This is a genomic window from Aeromonas sp. HMWF017 (assembly GCF_003061465.1).
Taxonomy (GTDB): domain Bacteria; phylum Pseudomonadota; class Gammaproteobacteria; order Enterobacterales; family Aeromonadaceae; genus Aeromonas; species Aeromonas veronii.
This window is the reverse complement of sequence record NZ_QAJD01000138.1, coordinates 24,972-43,441: the sequence shown is the minus strand read 5'-3', so window position 1 is coordinate 43,441 and position 18,470 is coordinate 24,972. Positions and strand designations below refer to the sequence as shown.

15 protein-coding genes and 1 pseudogene are annotated in these 18,470 nt (G+C 58.2%); 6 read left to right on the top strand and 10 right to left on the bottom strand.

The features are described 5' to 3' along the window. Both DBR30_RS14210 and dtpB read left to right on the top strand, forming a co-directional pair. Positions 1 to 194, top strand: a pseudogene (locus DBR30_RS14210) (HTH-type transcriptional regulator YidZ); the annotation flags it as partial. Positions 195 to 869: 675 nt separating this feature from the next. Continuing rightward, entirely contained in the window at positions 870 to 2,375 is a 1,506-nt protein-coding gene (gene dtpB / locus DBR30_RS14205) for a dipeptide/tripeptide permease DtpB (protein ID WP_108539334.1), read from the top strand. A 60-nt stretch (positions 2,376 to 2,435) separates the two neighbouring features. Here the strand turns inward: dtpB and ruvX are convergent, their stop codons facing one another. From ruvX to metK, 7 genes are all read right to left on the bottom strand, one after another. Continuing rightward, entirely contained in the window at positions 2,436 to 2,858 is a 423-nt protein-coding gene (gene ruvX, locus DBR30_RS14200) for a Holliday junction resolvase RuvX (RefSeq protein ID WP_108539331.1), read from the bottom strand. 43 nt (positions 2,859 to 2,901) lie between these two features. Continuing rightward, positions 2,902 to 3,456, bottom strand: a complete 555-nt coding sequence (locus DBR30_RS14195; protein WP_005349793.1) for a YqgE/AlgH family protein — start codon at positions 3,454 to 3,456, stop codon at positions 2,902 to 2,904. A gap of 200 nt (positions 3,457 to 3,656) precedes the next feature. Next, positions 3,657 to 4,607 carry a glutathione synthase gene (gene gshB / locus DBR30_RS14190; protein ID WP_005358722.1) on the bottom strand — a complete coding sequence of 317 codons (951 nt, stop codon included), beginning with the start codon at positions 4,605 to 4,607 and terminating at the stop codon, positions 3,657 to 3,659. A gap of 51 nt (positions 4,608 to 4,658) precedes the next feature. Further along, positions 4,659 to 5,390 carry a 16S rRNA (uracil(1498)-N(3))-methyltransferase gene (rsmE, locus tag DBR30_RS14185; RefSeq protein WP_005343824.1) on the bottom strand — a complete coding sequence of 244 codons (732 nt, stop codon included), beginning with the start codon at positions 5,388 to 5,390 and terminating at the stop codon, positions 4,659 to 4,661. 127 nt (positions 5,391 to 5,517) lie between these two features. Further along, positions 5,518 to 6,222 carry an endonuclease gene (locus DBR30_RS14180; protein WP_108539328.1) on the bottom strand — a complete coding sequence of 235 codons (705 nt, stop codon included), beginning with the start codon at positions 6,220 to 6,222 and terminating at the stop codon, positions 5,518 to 5,520. Between the two features lie 74 nt (positions 6,223 to 6,296). Beyond that, a complete protein-coding gene (locus DBR30_RS14175; protein WP_108539325.1) occupies positions 6,297 to 6,824 on the bottom strand; it encodes a SprT family zinc-dependent metalloprotease in 528 nt (175 codons plus the stop codon). A 68-nt stretch (positions 6,825 to 6,892) separates the two neighbouring features. Next, complete coding sequence (gene metK / locus DBR30_RS14170; RefSeq protein WP_005338519.1) at positions 6,893 to 8,044, bottom strand: methionine adenosyltransferase; 1,152 nt, start codon at positions 8,042 to 8,044, stop codon at positions 6,893 to 6,895. Between the two features lie 349 nt (positions 8,045 to 8,393). Between metK and tkt the strand changes: the two genes are divergently transcribed. Both tkt and DBR30_RS14160 read left to right on the top strand, forming a co-directional pair. Then, positions 8,394 to 10,385: a transketolase gene (tkt, locus tag DBR30_RS14165; RefSeq protein ID WP_108539323.1), complete on the top strand. Its 1,992-nt coding sequence runs from the start codon at positions 8,394 to 8,396 to the stop codon at positions 10,383 to 10,385. A gap of 298 nt (positions 10,386 to 10,683) precedes the next feature. Beyond that, positions 10,684 to 10,974 (top strand): hypothetical protein, encoded by a 291-nt coding sequence (locus tag DBR30_RS14160; protein WP_108539320.1) that lies wholly within the window; start codon positions 10,684 to 10,686, stop codon positions 10,972 to 10,974. A gap of 74 nt (positions 10,975 to 11,048) precedes the next feature. Here the strand turns inward: DBR30_RS14160 and DBR30_RS14155 are convergent, their stop codons facing one another. Beyond that, complete coding sequence (locus DBR30_RS14155; protein WP_108539317.1) at positions 11,049 to 12,314, bottom strand: RidA family protein; 1,266 nt, start codon at positions 12,312 to 12,314, stop codon at positions 11,049 to 11,051. A 1,151-nt stretch (positions 12,315 to 13,465) separates the two neighbouring features. Between DBR30_RS14155 and DBR30_RS14145 the strand changes: the two genes are divergently transcribed. Continuing rightward, positions 13,466 to 14,338, top strand: coding sequence for a hypothetical protein (locus DBR30_RS14145; protein WP_108539311.1), 873 nt, complete (start codon positions 13,466 to 13,468; stop codon positions 14,336 to 14,338). A gap of 22 nt (positions 14,339 to 14,360) precedes the next feature. On the opposite strand, the gene DBR30_RS14140 is transcribed toward DBR30_RS14145, so the two are convergent. Together DBR30_RS14140 and DBR30_RS14135 are read right to left on the bottom strand one after the other, a co-directional pair. Then, positions 14,361 to 15,482 carry an anhydro-N-acetylmuramic acid kinase gene (locus tag DBR30_RS14140; protein WP_108539309.1) on the bottom strand — a complete coding sequence of 374 codons (1,122 nt, stop codon included), beginning with the start codon at positions 15,480 to 15,482 and terminating at the stop codon, positions 14,361 to 14,363. A 312-nt stretch (positions 15,483 to 15,794) separates the two neighbouring features. Then, positions 15,795 to 17,120, bottom strand: a complete 1,326-nt coding sequence (locus DBR30_RS14135; protein WP_013724009.1) for a peptidoglycan DD-metalloendopeptidase family protein — start codon at positions 17,118 to 17,120, stop codon at positions 15,795 to 15,797. 109 nt (positions 17,121 to 17,229) lie between these two features. Between DBR30_RS14135 and tyrS the strand changes: the two genes are divergently transcribed. Then, the gene (gene tyrS, locus DBR30_RS14130) at positions 17,230 to 18,429 is read left to right on the top strand and encodes a tyrosine--tRNA ligase (protein ID WP_005347884.1); all 1,200 of its coding nucleotides are present in this window, start codon (positions 17,230 to 17,232) and stop codon (positions 18,427 to 18,429) included. Positions 18,430 to 18,470 lie beyond the last annotated feature (41 nt).

Sequence of the window (18,470 nt, the reverse complement as noted above, 5' to 3'; positions counted from 1 at the left end):
GACATGCAGCGAAATATCATCCCAATCTGATCACCAGACCACTGCCCCTGTCTGAAGCGCTCTATCAGCAACTGGAGCTCACTTTTATCCTGCTGTGGCATAAGCGTCACAATCAGGACGCCAAGGTGTTGTGGCTGCTCAATGAGATACGACGGCTCTATCACCGGGAGTCGATGCCCGTGGGCCGTCAATAATGGGAGCCGGAGCAAGATGCTCCGGCTTTTTTGTTGCGTAGTGGCGTGATTGGTCGAGCGTTAACCTCATTGATCCAGAAAGCGTTCCATTCAGCCTGCACATACACAAATGGGTACCAACTGCACGTCTCGAGTGAAGCTTTTTGCACGAAAAAAATTCATGTTGTTTCATTAGAAAACTTCACTAATTGTCAATTTTAAAGTGTGATCGACCATTAAGTTCCTGTATTTGCAGTGATATAGCATGACACCCCTTGGAATGGCGGGGTTAGATAGCGCCTGCGTAGGTGACTGCCAGTAGAGCACAGCGTGAGCCAGCCCCACAGGTCGTCTGTGGCCGTGCCATGCCCCGGCTATCTGGCCACCAGCCATGAGTGACGGAGCAGAGGGGAATAAGTATCAAGGTTGATAAACTGGCTTGAGTAAAGGGATGCAGCAAAGGTAGAACCCGGAGCCAGTAACTGTACCGGGAGACGCCACTCACCATCCCCCGATAACACCTAATTGAAACCGGCTAGATGAAAAAACACCTTTCATCGAACGGGGCCCGTGCACCCGAAAATAGCCAGATTGGCAGGCTGACTGTGCTCCCCGTTATGGCAATGACGGAAGAGAAAATAGTGCGGCAGCTACCACCAGATTAATAAAAATAAATCTCAGCAAAGGCAGGTTGATATGCGTCCAGCAACAGCACCCACAGGGTTGTTACAACAGCCCAAACCCTTCTTTATGATATTTTTCGTCGAACTCTGGGAGCGCTTCGGTTATTACGGCGTGCAGGGGATATTGGCGGTTTTCTTTGTGCAGCAACTGGGGTTTTCCCAAGAGCAATCCTTTATTACCTTCGGTGCCTTCTCGGCGCTGGTATATGGTCTGATCTCGGTCGGTGGCTATGTCGGCGACCATGTACTCGGCACCAAGCGCACCATGGTGCTGGGGGCCGTGGTGCTGGTGATAGGCTACTTTATGACCGGCCTCTCTATCTACAATCCCGACCTGATTTTCTATGCGCTGGGCACCATTGCAGTCGGTAACTGCCTGTTCAAGGCCAATCCGGCAAGCCTGCTGTCAAAATGCTACCAGCCAAAAGATCCGCGGCTGGATGGGGCGTTTACCCTGTTCTATATGTCGATCAATATTGGCTCCCTTATTTCCCTCTCGCTGGCGCCGGTGATTGCCGATCACTACGGCTATACCGTGACCTATAACCTGTGCGGGGTGGGGCTGATTATTGCGCTGCTCACCTTCTTTGCCTGCCGCAATATGGTCAAGGATATTGGCTCCGAGCCGGATCACCTGCCGCTCGATTACAGCAAGCTGCTGCTGGTTATATTGGGTTCGGTAGCCATGGTCTTCTTCTGCGCCTGGCTGATGCACCACGTGGTGATCGCCAACATGGTGCTGATGACGGTAACCATCGCCGTGGTGATCTTCTTCTTTCGCGAGGCGTTCAGGCTCGATACCGTGGGCCGCAACAAGATGTATGTGGCCTTCGTGCTGATGCTGGAGGCAGTGCTCTTCTACGTGCTTTATGCCCAGATGCCGACGTCTCTGAACTTCTTTGCCATCAACAACATGCACCACGAGATACTGGGCATGAGCGTCAACCCCATCAGCTTCCAGGCGCTCAACCCCTTTTGGGTGGTGGTGGGTAGCCCGGTACTCGCGATGATCTATACCCGGATGGGCAGCAAGGGGCGGGATCTCACCATGCCGCTCAAGTTCACCCTCGGGATGTTCTTCTGCTCGCTGGGCTTTCTGACGGCGGCGGCATCCGGCTGGTGGTTTGCCGATGAGCAGGGGCTGACCTCCCCCTGGTTTATGGTGCTTATCTACCTGTTCCAGAGTCTGGGCGAGCTGATGATCAGTGCGCTGGGGCTGGCGATGGTCGCCGCGCTGGTGCCGCAACGGCTGATGGGCTTCATTCTCGGAATGTGGTTCCTGACTCAAGCGATGGCGTCCCTGTTGGGAGGCTATGTGGCGACCTTTACCGCCGTGCCGCAAGGGATGACGGATCCGCTGCAAACCTTGCCGATCTACACCGGCGTGTTTGGCAAGATCGGGATGGCGACCCTGTTGATTGCGGTAGTGATGGGGCTGATGGTGCCCTGGCTCAACCGGATGATGAATGCGACGCCGACAGAGGCCGAGGGGCTGGTGGCGGGACAATCACAGGCGTAATGAGGGGAGGATAGTACGAGACAAGGCAAGGGCTGCGACCCTTGCCTTGCTGTTGATGGCTTAGTTGTACTGCTCTTCCATCCAGGCTTCGACGATCAGCTGCGCCGATACCCCGTCCACACTGCCTTTTTCCAGCGCGCGATAGCCGCCTCGCTCAAACAGCCGGGCGCGGGCATCTGTGGTGGTGAGTCGCTCATCCTTGAACTCCACCGGCTTGCCGAAGCGGCCATGCAGCCGGTTGCCGAATTTGCGGGCTCGTACTGTTATCTCCTGATCGGTGCCATCCATGTTCAGCGGCAGACCGACCACCAGCAGGTCCGGTTGCCACTCCCTGAGCAGCTTCTCAATCTCGTCCCAGTTGGGGATGCCGTCGTTGGCCTTGAGGGCGCGCAGAGGCTGGGCAGTGCCAGTCAGCTCCTGACCGATGGCGACGCCAATGCTCTTGGTGCCATAGTCAAAGCCCATGATGCTGCGTGATGACATAACTGATAAATCCTCGAAATAGAGAGCGGAGCGGGCCAGCCGATCAGCTGTGGCCGATATCGCTGGAGAGGTGAACCGGGTTCACCCCTATGCTGGCGGCAGCTTGCTGCCAACGTTTGTGAATGGGGGTCTTGAACACCAGAGCCGGATTGGGGGGGATCACCAGCCAGGCGCCGTCCACCAGCTCCTGCTCCAGCTGCCCGGCGCTCCAGCCGGCATAGCCAAGGGCCACCAGCCAATGGGCAGGGGCTTCGCTCGTACCCAGAGTTTCCAGAATATCCTTGGAGGTGGTCACCATCATCTCATCCCCCACCTGCAGGGTGGAGTTGAAACCGGGGCGGAAGCTGTGCAGCACGAAGCCGCGATCGGCGTGAACCGGCCCCCCTTGCAGCACCGGCTGCTTGAGTTCCGGGTTGTTGGGCGGATTGAGCTGGAGCTGGGTCAGCATGGTTTCCAGCGACATCTCCACCGGAATGTTGACGACCAGCCCCATGGCGCCCTCTTCGTTGTGCTCGCACAGATAGACCAGCGAACGCTCGAAGTAGGGATCCGTCAGGCTTGGCATGGCAAGCAGGAAGTGATTTTGCAGTGTTTGCATAGAGGCCAAATAGTGCAAAGGTATTTGAGGTCAATTATGGCAGTTGATCCCCATGGGAAAAACCGCTTTTTGGACTGGGCGAGATCCCACCTCTTTCCGGATTGTCTTGAAACAGAGAGGGTGGCGCCGGGCCACCCTCTCTGTTTCCGGGCTTGTCGGGGGCGGTTACCCCTGAACAGGCCGGTTAGCCTGCTAGGTGATTACTGGGCCAGCCGACGCTCGATGGCATCCATCAGCATGCCGGTGATGTGCACATCGAAGGCCGCTTCAATCTCGCGAATGCAGGTCGGACTGGTGACGTTAATCTCGGTCAGGCGATCGCCGATGATGTCGAGGCCGACGAAGATTAGCCCTTTCTCTTTTAACGTCGGGCCCACCGCACGGGCGATGGCCCAGTCAGCTTCGCTCAGGGGACGCGCTTCACCACGGCCACCGGCCGCCAGATTGCCACGGGTCTCACCTTGCGCCGGAATGCGCGCCAGGCAGTAGGGAACCGGCTCACCGTCCACCACCAGAACCCGCTTGTCGCCATCCTTGATGGCTGGCAGATAGGTCTGCGCCATGCAGTACTGGCTGCCGTGGGCGGTCAGGGTCTCGATAATCACGCCGACGTTGGCGTCATCTTCCTTCATGCGGAAGATGGAGGCTCCGCCCATGCCGTCCAGCGGCTTGAGGATCACGTCTTTGTGCTTGGCGTGGAAGGCGCGCAGCTTGTCGGCGCGGCGGGTCACCAGCGTGGTCGGGGTATGCTCGGCAAACCAGGCGGTGTAGAGCTTCTCGTTGGCGTCACGCAGGCTCTGCGGTTTGTTGACGATAAGGCAACCCTCATCCTCGGCCCGCTCCAGCATGTAGGTGGCGTAGATAAATTCGGTGTCGAACGGCGGATCCTTGCGCATCAGGATCACATCTAGGTTGGAGAGGGGCTGATCCACCACCTCGCCCAGGGTGTACCAGTCGGCATAGTCATATTTGACGGTGAGCGGGCGCATGGTGCCAAAGGCGCGACCGGCTTCCATGTAGAGATCCTTCATCTCCAGATAGAACAGCTCATAGCCGCGCTTTTGCGCCTCTTCGAGCATGGCAAAGCTGGAATCTTTCTTGATGTTGATGGCCGAGATGGGGTCCATCACGATGCCGAGTTTAATGGTCATCCGAATATCCTTCTTGTGGCTCGATTGCGAGTGAGATCCTTAAAACCTGCTTCAGGCCAGATCGCCAAAGCGGCACTGCAGCGCAGTGATCGCCGTCAGGGCGGCGGTTTCGGTGCGCAGCACCCGCGGCCCCAGCAGCATCTCTTTGAAATCTTCCTGCACGGTACGGGCGATCTCGTCGCTCGACAAGCCCCCTTCCGGGCCAATCAGCAGGCGTACCCCATGCTCGGGAACGGGCAGGGTGTTGATGCTGTACTCGGCGCGCGGGTGCAGGTTGAGCTTGAGCTCCTTGGTCTCTTCCGCCAGCCAGGCGTCCAGCTCCATCGGCATGCGCACCTCTGGCACCACGTTACGGCCGCACTGTTCGCAGGCGCTGATCACCACCTTCTGCCACTGTTCGCGCTTCTTCTCCAGCCGATCGGCCGGCAGCTTGACGCCGCAGCGCTCGGAGAAGAGTGGGGTGATGCAGGTGACGCCCAGCTCAACCGATTTCTGGATGGTGAAGTCCATCTTGTCGCCACGGCTGATCACCTGACCCAAGTGGATGGCCAGCGGTGACTCCACCGATTGGACGTCGCAGCTGTCGATGGTCACTTCCACCGACTTTTTGCCGACGCTGGCGATGGTGGCGGGATATTGATTACCATCGCCGTTGAACAGCTCGAGCTGCTGGCCCGGCTGCATGCGCAGTACCCGGCCGATATGGTTGGCGCCGTCTTCCGACAGGGCGATGGTCTGGCCAACTTGCAGGGTGGCCGGTTCATAGATACGTGGAATGCGCATGGCTGCTTGTCAGTCTCTTGCTTGGAAACCCTTCATATCCTGCTGCGAGGTGGCAAGCAAGGCTCACGCGGCAGTGGGGAAGGGCTTCATGATAGGAGGGGCGATCCCCCTCCCTGGTCAAATGGGGTTATTGGCACTGCTTTTCAATAAAGGGATTGGTATTGCCCTGCAGTTTGTCGATGCGGCGGTTGCGCTCGCACTCCCAGCCCTCTGCCGGGTACTGGCGATCCCAAGCTTCAAACAGTTTACGCTGTTGCGCTGCCAGGCGCAGCCCATACTGCTGGCTCATGTAGAGGTAGGCGCGGGCAATCTGGCCCCGTACCGGCCCCTTGGGCGGCTGCACCCGACGATCCTTGAAATCCACCAGCATCTGGCACTGGCCGTACTGATCCGGCTTGCCGTTCCAGTCGGAGAAGCGGTAGTTGGCCCGATCGCCGTTCACCTCGCCGATGGCGGGGAAGAGGTTGTGCATGTCCCCCTCCATCTTGTTGAACTCGGGGCTCGCTTTTTCGCAGTTTTTGCGACCGCCATCCTGCCAGCATTGCAGCTGGTGGCCGAACTCCCAGGCCGGTACCACGTGTTCCCACTCGATGCGGGCGGCGCGCTTGGCCTGCTTGCGCGGCTCATAGCCGCAACTGGCGAGATCCGGGCTCATTTTCTTGCCCTGATAGTCGATGTCGCAGCCGCAGTAGAAGGTGGTGACAGCAGGCTGACTGCGATAGAGCTTCACCAGATCCTGCTTGGCTTCACGAAAGGTCTGGGCGTGCAGGGGCGCGCTGAGCAGCGGCAAACCGGCCAGCAGGGTCAGGGCGAGGGAGGAGATGAAACGCATGGGATTCCTTGCAAAACGGGGTGATTGACGAACGATGGCGGGCACCCTACCACAGGGGCGCGACACAAGCTGGCTTACAGCTCTGGCTCCGGCCGTTCCCGCTCCAGAGGTTGCTTGCAGCGGCGGCAGTGGTAGCGGGCCTCGCCGCGCACCACCTTGTTGTGGCGGCGTATCGACAGTTGATGCTGCTGGCAGTGACAGCGATAGGGCACGGTGCGCTGGGCCAGTACCGCCAGATCGAAGCTGTGGGTGGTTCTGGGCTCAAGGCCGAATACCTCCCGCATCACCGACTGCCACTGGCGGCCGTGGGGCAAGACCCGGCTTTTGCCGCGACCTTCACCCCACAGGGCATAGACCAGCAGATGGGCCACCTCGTGGGGCACCACCTCATCCAGAAACGCCTGCTGGTTGGCCTGATAGAGGGCGGGATTGAAGCGCAGCTCCCAGGTTTGCAGCCGCGCCGAACCCGCCGCCCGGCCCCGCATATTGCAGTAGATCCGCGGGCGGGGGAAGGTGCGGCCAAGGTGCGCCTCGGCCTGCACAAAGCAGGCTTCTACGCGTTGTTGCAGCAGGGCGACAAGCTGGGCAGGGGTGGCAGACATCAACATCTCGTCAGATAGCGGATAAGCAAAAGGGGAGCCAGGCTCCCCTTTTATCACAACAGCGAGCCTTACAGGCCAGCGGCAGAACGCAGCAGTTCGGCCTTGTCGGTCTGCTCCCACGGGAACTCGTCGCGACCGAAGTGACCGTAGGCAGCGGTAGCCTGGTAGATCGGGCGCTTCAGATCCAGCATTTCGATCAGACCATACGGGCGCAGTTCGAAGTGCTCGCGTACCAGCTTGACCAGCAGCTCTTCGGCGACCTTGGCGGTACCGAAAGTTTCCACGCTGATGGAGGTCGGCTCGGCCACACCGATGGCGTAGGAGATCTGGATTTCACAGCGATCGGCCAGACCGGCAGCAACGATGTTTTTGGCAACGTAGCGGGCGGCGTAAGCAGCGGAGCGGTCAACCTTGGACGGATCCTTACCGGAGAAGGCGCCACCACCGTGACGGGCCATGCCGCCGTAGGTGTCGACGATGATCTTGCGACCGGTCAGACCGCAGTCACCCATCGGGCCGCCGATAACGAAACGGCCGGTCGGGTTGATGAAGTATTTGGTGTCCTTGTTGACCCACTCGGCCGGCAGCACCGGCTTGATGATCTCTTCGCGTACCGCCTCAACCAGATCCTTGTGGCTGATGGATTCGGCGTGCTGGGTAGACAGCACAACGGCATCCACACCGATGATCTTGCCTGCGTCGTCGTAGGCGAAGGTCAGCTGGCTCTTGGCATCCGGACGCAGCCACGGCAGGGTGCCATTTTTGCGCACTTCAGCCTGACGCTTCACCAGCAGGTGAGAGTAGGTGATGGGGGCCGGCATCAGCACGTCGGTTTCGTTGGTGGCGTAGCCAAACATCAGGCCCTGGTCGCCAGCGCCCTGCTCCAGCGGATCGCTGCGGTCAACACCCTGGTTGATGTCCGGGGACTGCTTGCCGATGGCGTTCAGCACGGCACAGGAGTCAGCATCGAAGCCCATGTCGGAGTGGGTGTAGCCGATTTCACGCACGGTATCACGCACGATCTCTTCGATATCAACCCAGGCAGAGGTGGTTACTTCGCCAGCCACCATGACCATACCGGTCTTGACCAGGGTCTCGCAGGCAACGCGTGCCTTGGTATCTTGCTTGAGGATGGCGTCCAGTACCGCATCGGAGATCTGGTCCGCAATCTTGTCGGGATGGCCTTCGGAGACCGACTCGGAAGTAAACAGCTTTGCCATGATAAGAGTCTCAGCTTGTCTGGGTTATCGCCACAGCAATAACCGGATGAATAGGATGGTGTAGAGGTATCTACATCTGGACGTCTATTTTAATTAGCGCCCCCCGTGATTGCCAGCACTATTTTGTCGCGCAGTGTCCAATGGGTCACAAGCGGAGCTCTCCTATCCCGAAATGGATGGAAATCAAACGTTTTTCTCTGGTTGCTTTGGTCAATAGAGGGCAAGAAAAGCGATTGTCCTCCCAAAGCCACTTTATTCATCCAGATAATATTTGCACGCCGCGCGCCCTGCTGGGACAATAACGCGCCTTAATCTTGGCCATCAAATGAAGCAATCGCAGGAGATTCAGATGCCTTCTCGTAAAGAGCTTGCCAATGCCATTCGTGCATTGAGTATGGATGCCGTTCAAAAAGCCAACTCCGGTCACCCGGGCGCCCCCATGGGAATGGCGGATATCGCCGAAGTGCTGTGGCGTAGCCACCTCAGACATAACCCGAACAACCCCAAGTGGGCCGACCGCGACCGTTTCATTCTCTCCAACGGCCACGGCTCCATGCTGCTGTACTCCCTGCTGCACCTCTCCGGTTATGACCTCTCCATCGACGATCTGAAAAACTTCCGCCAACTGCACTCTCGCACCCCGGGTCACCCGGAGTACGGCTATGCACCGGGCGTTGAAACCACCACTGGCCCGCTGGGTCAGGGCATCACCAACGCCGTTGGTATGGCGATCGCCGAAAAAGCCATGGCTGAGCAATTCAACCAGCCGGGCCACGACATCGTTGACCACTACACCTACGCCTTTATGGGCGACGGCTGCCTGATGGAAGGTATCTCCCACGAAGCGTGCTCCCTGGCAGGTACTCTGCAACTGGGCAAACTGATCGCGTTCTGGGATGACAACGGTATCTCCATCGACGGTCACGTAGAAGGCTGGTTCACCGACGACACCGTCAAGCGTTTCGAAGCCTACGGCTGGCACGTAATCCCGGCTGTTGACGGTCACAGCCCGGAAGCCATCAATGCCGCCATCGAAGCCGCCAAGGCCGAGACCGGCAAGCCGACTCTGATCTGCTGCCGCACCATCATCGGTTACGGTTCTCCGAACAAATCCGGTTCTCACGACTGCCACGGCTCACCGCTGGGCAACGACGAGATCGCCGCTGCTCGCGCATTCCTGAAGTGGGACCACGCGCCGTTCGTTATCCCGGCCGATATCGCTGCCGAGTGGAACGCTCAGGAGAAGGGTGCTGCACTGGAAGCCGACTGGGCTGCCAAGTTCGCCGCCTATGAAGCCGCTCACCCGACGCTGGCTGCCGAATTCAAGCGCCGCACCGCAGGCGACTTGCCGGCCAACTGGGCTGCCGAATCCGCCAAGATCATCGAAACCCTGCAAGCCAACCCGGCCAAGATTGCGACCCGTAAAGCGTCCCAGAACTCTCTGGAAGCGTTCGGCAAGCTGCTGCCGGAATTCATGGGCGGCTCTGCCGACCTGGCTCCGTCCAACCTGACCATGTGGTCCGGCTCCAAGTCCCTGACCAACGACGATGCCTCCGGCAACTACATCCACTACGGTGTACGCGAGTTCGGCATGTCCGCCATCATGAACGGTATCGCCCTGCACGGTGGTTTCATCCCCTACGGCGCTACCTTCCTGATGTTCATGGAGTACGCTCGCAACGCCCTGCGCATGGCCGCCCTGATGAAGCAGCGCGCTATCTTCGTTTACACCCACGACTCCATCGGTCTGGGTGAAGATGGCCCGACTCACCAGCCGGTTGAGCAGATCGCCTCCCTGCGTCTGACTCCGAACATGAGCACCTGGCGTCCGTGTGACCAGGTTGAATCCGCCATCGCCTGGAAACACGCCATCGAGCGTACCGACGGCCCGACATCTCTGATCTTCTCTCGTCAGAACCTGGCCCAGATGGACCGTACTGCCCAGCAGCTGGCTGATACCGCCAAGGGTGGCTACGTGCTGAAAGATTGCGCCGGTACACCGGAGCTGATCCTGATCGCCACCGGTTCCGAAGTGGAACTGGCCGTTGCCGCCTATGAGCAGCTGACTGCCAAGGGCCGTGCCGTGCGCGTGGTCTCTCTGCCGTCTACCGACGTGTTCGATGCCCAGTCTGCCGAGTACAAAGAGTCCGTCCTGCCGTCCTCCGTCACTAAGCGTGTGGCCATCGAAGCCGGCATCGCCGACTACTGGTACAAGTACGTCGGTTTCGGCGGCAAGATCATCGGTATGACCACCTTCGGTGAGTCCGCACCGGCCGAGCTGCTGTTCAAGGAATTCGGCTTTACCGTGGAAAACGTGGTTGCGACCGCTGAGTCCCTGTAACAGCTCCTGTAATTCCTGAACGTTGGGCCGCGCAGGCCCAATAGCCGGAACGATAAAACGCCCTCCATCGCAAGATGGGGGGCGTTTTTTATATTTTTGTCGTTGTTTAGTTGAATGAGATCGGACTTTTAAGTTAAACGCATATTCTGTAAGTGGAATTGTTTTATGTTAATTAAGTCATTGAATTAATAAGATAATGTTCCCTCTGTTAAATCTATTTCCAATTCCGTGATTGTGGTCACCATTGAGTCTTTTTGGGTGAGGTACTATTACTATTCATTTTATCAAGGAGAGATATATGATTCGTGACTTAATGTCTGCAATAAATAGTCGAAAAGAAATAGAGTTTACATATAGTGGTTATGATCGAACTGCTCAACCTGTAGCTGTTGGCGAGTCCCGTAAAGGCAATGTTGTATTACGTTGTTACCAAACTGAGGGAATGCATGTAACTCCAGGACATGAGTGGGATTTATGTCTGGTCGATGACATATCTAACCTAGTAGTTACGAACAATGTTTTTCATGTCGACCCTCCCGGCTATAAGAAAGGAGATAAGCACATGAAAGATATATATGCTGAGTTATGACACTATCTGTGTGCATGAATGAGAAATAGAAAAACACCGGCCTAAGCCGGTGTTTTTTATTATTTAACGCAACCTTACACCTGCGGCGGGGTACTTTCCGCGTTGGACATCACCGCATCAATTTGCACCAGGGCGCCGGCGGGCAGCTCGATTACCCCGAATACTGTGCGGGCAGGCAGATAGCCCGGGAAATATTTGGTGTAGACGGCGTTGACCGCATCCAGATCGGCGATATTGCCGAGCTGGATATTGACCTTGACGATATCGTCCATCACATGGCCGATGCTCTCCACAATCGCCTTGATATTGCTCAGGCACTGGGCGGTCTGCTCCTTGATGCAGCCAGCCAGGATCTTGCCGGTGGCGGGGTCAATCGGCAGTTGGGCAGAGAGATGGTTGTAGTGGGAGAAGGCGACGGTCTGGCAATGGAACGGGCTCTGCGGTGCCTTGTCGGTATTGCGGGCGCGGATCACCAGATTGTGACGATCTTCCACCAGTTGCGGCGGGGTGCCGTCACCGTGGGAGATGACCGCATCCATCTGCACCCGTGCCCCCATGGGCAGGGCGGCGGCACTGACCACCGAGCGGGCAGGCAGGTAGGCCACGGCGCGGGCAATGGCAGAGTCGGGGAAGAAGGTGGTGTAGACCTCGTTGACGGCCTCCAGATCGGCCAGATCGGTCAGATAGACGGTGACCTTGACGATATCGTCAAACGGCACGTCGATGCTCTCCAGCACCGCCTTGATATTGCGCAGGCACTGGCCCGCCTGCTCCTTGATGCCACCGGCAACCAGCTGGCCCGAGGCGGTATCGACCGGCAGCTGGGCGCCGATATTGTTGTAGTGGGAGAAGGCCACGGTATGGGTGGAGAGCGGATTGTGCGGCGCCTTGTCACTGTTGCGGGCGAGCTTCACCAGCGGGCAAGGATCTTGCGGGAAGGTACCTTCGCCGTTGGAGATGATGGCATCGATCTGCACCAGAGCGCCCAGCGGCAGGGCGGCGACGGCGAGGGTGGTGCGGGTCGGCAGATAGCCCGGGAAGAATTCGCGAAAGACGGAGTTGACCGCCTCCAGATCGGCCATCTCTTTCAGGAAGATGGTCGCTTTGACCATATCGTCCATCACATGGCCGATGCTCTCGATGATCGCCTTGAGGTTGCTCAGGCACTGTCTGGCCTGCGCGGTGACATCGCCACTCACCATCTTGCCGGTGGCGGGATCGACCGGCAGCTGGGCGGAGATATTGTTGTAATGAGAAAACGCCACCGTTTGGGTGCAGGGGCCAAGATCCTGGGGTGCATGGGGGGTATTTCTTGCCGATTTGATGATGGTGCCACTCATAGATATGCCTCTTTTTAATATTTGTTGTTCATTCAGGTACAGGTTTACCCCATCTTGTTGTACGCCACGGCCACTGCGCCAGCGGCGGCATCCCCGGTTATTATTTGTGATCCACTCAATTACTGAGAGGAATAAGGGAGAAGAGGACAGGGTAGATATTTCAGACGCTGCGATTCTATGAGTGGCTATCAGGGGTTGCAAACCGCTGATTGCATTTCTATGAGATGGCTCAATGGGCGCAAATTTAATCATATTGCTATTCAATTCACCCGAAATCGTAGCCAATTTGTGCGCAAATGGTGCCAAACCGGCGGACAGCCTTGCCCTGACTGGGTTTGCTCTCCCCCTCTTCTGGATATTGGCGTGTGAATAAAGGGTTAATATTATGCGCCGATGTGCAAATAATGCATATTATGGTGCATGGATATCTGCTTTCAGCTTTTTTAGGGGGCTATGAAAATTCTCGTGAATATGCATATCCACCTTATTAAAGATACCTTTGGAGTATAATTCACGGCTTTTGCATTCCTCTCTGTTAATGATGATTCCGGCATACTCGATGACGCCTTGCTGGCAGCCGGGATCTGTTATTAACGCCATAAAATTCTATGCCATGAATTTGCACGGCGGATCTGCCCCTGCTGCACAGGAGTGGGGAGCATGGCGTTGGCGTGACGGTGTGCGGGAGCTGTGGTGCTGAATGAGGGAGGGGGAGGGGTGTGGCAATACGCGTCTCTTCACTCCTGTTGCATCCCCCGATGGGTGGGGTTGCCCCGCGTCATCGCTTTCTCCACTTTTTGCGGCTTTGTCTGATCTCCCCCTTATCTGTGGCTGGTTGTGATGATTGGGATGGTTTTCAGTGCTCGGGAACCGTGAGGGTGACTTTGTAGGCTTCAAGTTTAATGTGATGTTTTTAAAGGAAAAAATGGATGAAAATGGATTTATTGACCACTTTTTATGGTTTTTTGATGAAACTGTTAATTAGTGGCGTGATTGCGAGTCAGGTCGCTTTTTTCATTCGCTATTAATCGTATGATTAATAAGGTAATCAAGGAGCCCTGACGGAGAGCATCGATGCACCGGCAGGCCATTGCCCAGGATTGGCAAGCGAGATCGCATCGCGATCATCATTACCTGACTGTGGAGGATTTATGCTGGGTTTCGTTCTGGGCGATATGTATTGTCAAACATCTGGGCAGCGGTTACCTCCTCGCCTGGGAAAGAGCTTTCCCATTCCTGCCGATTACCGACTGCGCGGCCGGGTATCCGCCGCCATCATGACCATCGAGAGCCTGCTCGATACCCCTTATCCGCAAAAGCAGTTTCGTGATCTGGTCTTTGGCGCCTTTATCGAGCGCCAGCGTCGGTTGTTTGGTGAACATGTGATTGTGGCCCGCATGGAAGGGGAGGAGGGGCTGGAGCTGTCGATCGACCTCTCGTTTGTCAGCACCGCCGTACCTGTGGGCCTCTTGGCCATCTCTGAAGAGCTGGCTCTCGCCACGGCGCCGCGTCCCAAGAAGAGCCATCCCCACTACGAGGCGCTGTGCAAGGCGATCGACTGCATGGTGATGCTGATGTTTTATGGCAAGGTGATCCGCCAGCGGAATACGGTGTTGGAAAATATCGGCCATCAGTTTGGTTATCAGCCCGCGGCGACCCTGACGGCGCGTGTTGGCCAGGGTGGGGAGGATGACTACGACGCCTTCATGGTCAATATCATGACCTGTATTGCCCACTCCAACTCGCTTAAGGAGGCGCTGGAGAATGCCAGCCGGATGGGAATTCAGGAGCCCGCTTTCTTCTGCATCGTCGGTGCGATTGCCAGCACCCTGTGGGGTGTGCCCAGACTGTGGGCGTATCAGGCTTCACTGCTGATCCATCGCTCCCACCATCACTACATCCAGAATCTGCTTCGTTGTGAAACCCGTGCCGGGCGGCGCCATATCAATCTGGAGCCGCCAAAGCCCCCGCTGTTTGCACCGATCCGGCAACAGGTTGTGCGTCTGTTCAAGGGGGCACACTGATCCGCAGCCCCCTTGTCATCACTCAGGCGGGATAGAGGGCACCCAGCACCGCCGGACGGCTGGCGCCGGTGACGGCGGGCAGGTTACCCGGCTTGCGGTGAACAAAGCACATGGCCAGCCAGGCAAAGGCAGCGCCTTCAACCCAGTCGGGGGCAAGGCCCAGCTCGGCTGTGCTGGCGATGCGCCATGCAGGCAGCAGGCTGGCCAGCTCCTTCAGCAAGGGGGCGTTATGGGCTCCGCCGCCGCAGACAAAGAGCTCGGCTTTCGGCTGGCTAGCACCGACTGATTCGGGCCGGGCGGGCAGTTGGCGGGCGATGCTGTGGCAGGTGAGCGCCTGCAGGGTGCGCTGCACATCCACGGGGGCGTATGAAGTGCCTGCCAGCTCCCCATCGAGCCAATCGAGGGTAAACATCTCACGTCCGGTGCTCTTGGGGGCGGGGGCTGCGAAATAGGGGTGAGCCAGCAGTTTCTCCAGCAGGGCCGGGATGGGCTTGCCACTGGCTGCCCATTTGCCACCGGCGTCATAGCTGCCGCCGTGGGGTTGATGGCGGCGATACCAGCCATCGAGCAGAGTGTTGGCCGGGCCTGTATCAAAACCATATACCCCGCCCGGATTGCCAGGCAGCACCGAGATATTGGCGATGCCGCCGAGGTTCAGTACCACCCGCAGGGCGCCGGGCTTGGCAAACAACGCCTGATGGAAGGCGGGCACCAGCGGCGCCCCCTGACCGCCGAGGGCCATATCCATGGTGCGAAAATCGGCGATAACGTCGATGCCGGTCAGGGAGGCCAGCAGGGCGGCATTGCCGATCTGCAGGGTAAACCCGAGCTGGGGACGGTGGCGGATGGTCTGGCCGTGGCTGCCGATGGCGCGAATATCTTTGGACTCAAGCTTCGCCTTGGTCAGCAGCGCGTGGGTGGCGGCGGCAAACTCTCGCGCCACCAGATTATCGGCCACCCCCATGCGGTCGATTTCGTTGTCGCCCGGGGTGCAGAGGGCATGCAGCGTGCGGGCGGTCTCTTGCGGCCAGGGGTGGCAAAGCGCCGCTTCGACCCGCAGTTCATCCCCGGCGATCATCACCAGCACGGCATCAATGCCGTCCATGCTGGTTCCCGACATCAGACCGATATAGCGTTCAGCCATGTGTCTCCTTACATTGCTACTTGAAAATGCGGTGTGCAGAGAGGGTAAAGAGGGGAGCGGCTTTCATCCCATGCCACATGGCGTGGTCTTTGACATCAGACCGATATAACGCTCAACCATGGTGCATCCTCAATGCGGACCGGAAAAAGAGTGAGAGAGACAGGATAGATAAGCCCTTACGCCTGTGCCACATGCCGCTCCCGGTGATCCATCTCATCTTATGTCCGAATGCGGACTCATTTCAATCTGGTTGCCTGGCGCGAGCTCAATAAAAAGGGCTGGCAGGGCCTTCACCCTGCCAGCCCTGATGGCTTAGTTGCCGCGACTATCCCGCTTGTTCTGGGCCAGCTGCAGCTCGGGGTTGTCGAGCTTGGCCAGTTGCGGCATCGCCAGCTTTTTGAAGTTGGCCAGCTCGCGTCCGCTCAGGGTCTCTGCCTGCGGCAGGGTGAGGGTGCGCGGGTTCTTGTGAATGCCGCCCACCACGAATTCGTAGTGCAGGTGCGGGCCGGTGACGCGGCCGGTGCCACCCAGAGTGCCGATGGTCTGCCCCTGCTTCACCCGCTGTCCCTTGTTGACGGTGCGTTTGGAGAGGTGCAGGTACTTGGTCACATAGTTGCCGGCATGCTTGATAAAGACGTAGTTGCCGTTGAACTGGTTGTAACCGGCGGCCACCACGCTGCCGGAGCCCGCCGCCATGATGGGGGTGCCCACCGGCGCCACATAGTCGATGCCGTTGTGGGGGCGGATCTTGCCGGTCACCGGATGGAGGCGGCGCGGGTTGAAGTTGGAGCTGATGTATTTGAAGTTGACCGGCGCACGCAGGAAGCTCTTGCGCATCGCCTTCCCTTCCGGGGTGTAGTAGTTGCCATCTTCATTGAGCACGGCGCGGTAGGCGGTGCCCTGGTTGACGAACTCCGCCGCCAGAATATCGCCGGAGGCGACCCGCTCGTCGTCGCGGAACTTGTCTTCATAGACCACCCGGAAGCTGTCCCCCGGCTGCAAGTCCTGGGCAAAGTCGATGTCCCAGCCGAAGATGGCGGCCAAGTCCATGATCTGATCTTCGGTCATCCCCGCATCCACCGCGGCGCCCCAGAAGCTGGAGCGGATCTCCCCCTTGCTTACTTGTTCGCGGGTGTCGAGGGCGATCTTGACGTTGCGAGCGACAAAGGTCTCCTCCTTGCGGCTCACCTTGAGCGCCTGCTCCAGACTGTGGGGGTAATAGAGGCTGTGCAGCTCGCCGTTCTCGGTGAGCTTGAAGGTGAGCTCCTGCCCCGGTTGCAGCATCCGCAGGGGATCGCTGCCCTCGAGCTGATCGATCAGGTGCAGATCCGTGGTGCTCAGGCCAATGCGCTGGAAGATCACCCCCATGTTGTCGCCACGGCGCACCTTCACCTGCTTGGTGATGTAGCGCGGCTTGGGCGGGGTAACGGGCTGGGCAGCCTCGGCCGGCAGCTCGTCGTTCAGTGCGTTGTCGTTGGCCGGTTCCCGCAGGGCAATTTCGTTGCCGTTTTCATCGACCCGTGTTGCCACCGCCTGTTCGCTTGGCCAGGCAGCCAGCATCATGATCATGATGCTCAAGATCAGCACCATCTTGCGGTGCCAGTGGGGGAGTGCGTTGAAGGCGTGCCAAATAACCATGAGAAGCAGATGAAGTCGGGCAGAATGGACGGATTTTACAGCCTTTCCAATTGGCCCGCCATTCCAGTAATATGTTTGGCCCTGTGGAATCGTGATGGAGAGTCAAAAAATGTCCCAGCTCGAGGTGGCGCTAGCCGAGATCAAGCGCGGAGCGGAAGAAATTCTGGTTGAAGAAGAACTTGTCGCCAAGTTGAAGGAAGGGCGCCCGCTGCGCATCAAGTTGGGCATGGACCCGACCGCCCCCGACATTCACCTGGGTCATACCGTGATCCTCAACAAGCTGAAGACCTTCCAGGATCTGGGCCATGAAGTGATCCTGCTGATCGGTGACTTCACTGCCATGGTGGGTGATCCCTCCGGCAAGAATGCCACCCGTCCGCCGCTCTCCGAAGAGGCCATCAAGCACAACGCCCTCACCTATGCCGAGCAGGCGTTCAAGATCCTCGACCCGGCCAAGACCCGCATCGAGTACAACTCGACCTGGTTGAGCGAGCTGGGTGCGACCGGCATGATCAAGCTGGCAGCCAAGCAGACCGTGGCCCGCATGATGGAGCGCGACGACTTCAAGAAGCGCTACACCGGCGGCCAATCCATCGCGATTCACGAATTCCTCTATCCGCTGCTGCAAGGCTATGACTCGGTCGCGCTGAAGGCGGACGTTGAGCTGGGTGGTACCGACCAGAAGTTCAACCTGCTGATGGGCCGCGAGCTGCAAAAAGATGCTGGCATGGCGACCCAGTGCGTGCTGATGATGCCGCTGCTGGTGGGTCTGGATGGCGTTAAGAAGATGTCCAAGTCCGCAGGCAACTACATCGGCGTTCACGATGCTCCGGGCGAGATGTTCGGCAAGATCATGTCCATCACCGACGATCTGATGTGGAACTACTACGAGCTGCTCTCCTTCCGTCCGCTGGCTGAAATTGAAGAGTTCAAGGCAGGCATCGCTGCCGGTACTCTCAACCCGCGCGACGTGAAGATCTGGCTGGCCAAAGAGATCATCGCCCGTTATCACGACGAAGCGGCGGCAGAAGCGGCTCACGAAGATTTCACCCAGCGCTTCTCCAAGAACGCCATTCCGGACGAGATGCCGGAAATCGAGCTGGCACTGGAAGGCGAAGGGCTGGCCATTGCCAATCTGCTGAAAGAGGCCGATCTGGTGGCTACCACCTCCGAAGCGCTGCGGATGATCAAGCAGGGCGCGGTCAAGGTGGATGGCGAGAAGCTGGAAGATGGCAAGGCACTCATCGGTGCCGGTACCGCCGTCTATCAGGTCGGCAAGCGCAAGTTTGCCCGGGTGACGGTCAAATAAGCAGTACCGTCAAATAAGCAGTCGCATCAGGCAAGCTGGCC

Bases quoted from the DNA above. Each gene is read 5' to 3' on its own strand.
- dtpB (WP_108539334.1), top strand. From the start codon at position 870: ATGCGTCCAGCAACAGCACCCACAGGGTTGTTACAACAGCCCAAACCC.
- ruvX (WP_108539331.1), bottom strand. From the start codon at position 2,858: ATGTCATCACGCAGCATCATGGGCTTTGACTATGGCACCAAGAGCATT.
- DBR30_RS14195 (WP_005349793.1), bottom strand. From the start codon at position 3,456: ATGCAAACACTGCAAAATCACTTCCTGCTTGCCATGCCAAGCCTGACG.
- gshB (WP_005358722.1), bottom strand. From the start codon at position 4,607: ATGACCATTAAACTCGGCATCGTGATGGACCCCATCTCGGCCATCAAC.
- rsmE (WP_005343824.1), bottom strand. From the start codon at position 5,390: ATGCGCATTCCACGTATCTATGAACCGGCCACCCTGCAAGTTGGCCAG.
- DBR30_RS14180 (WP_108539328.1), bottom strand. From the start codon at position 6,222: ATGCGTTTCATCTCCTCCCTCGCCCTGACCCTGCTGGCCGGTTTGCCG.
- DBR30_RS14175 (WP_108539325.1), bottom strand. From the start codon at position 6,824: ATGTCTGCCACCCCTGCCCAGCTTGTCGCCCTGCTGCAACAACGCGTA.
- metK (WP_005338519.1), bottom strand. From the start codon at position 8,044: ATGGCAAAGCTGTTTACTTCCGAGTCGGTCTCCGAAGGCCATCCCGAC.
- tkt (WP_108539323.1), top strand. From the start codon at position 8,394: ATGCCTTCTCGTAAAGAGCTTGCCAATGCCATTCGTGCATTGAGTATG.
- DBR30_RS14160 (WP_108539320.1), top strand. From the start codon at position 10,684: ATGATTCGTGACTTAATGTCTGCAATAAATAGTCGAAAAGAAATAGAG.
- DBR30_RS14155 (WP_108539317.1), bottom strand. From the start codon at position 12,314: ATGAGTGGCACCATCATCAAATCGGCAAGAAATACCCCCCATGCACCC.
- DBR30_RS14145 (WP_108539311.1), top strand. From the start codon at position 13,466: ATGCTGGGTTTCGTTCTGGGCGATATGTATTGTCAAACATCTGGGCAG.
- DBR30_RS14140 (WP_108539309.1), bottom strand. From the start codon at position 15,482: ATGGCTGAACGCTATATCGGTCTGATGTCGGGAACCAGCATGGACGGC.
- DBR30_RS14135 (WP_013724009.1), bottom strand. From the start codon at position 17,120: ATGGTTATTTGGCACGCCTTCAACGCACTCCCCCACTGGCACCGCAAG.
- tyrS (WP_005347884.1), top strand. From the start codon at position 17,230: ATGTCCCAGCTCGAGGTGGCGCTAGCCGAGATCAAGCGCGGAGCGGAA.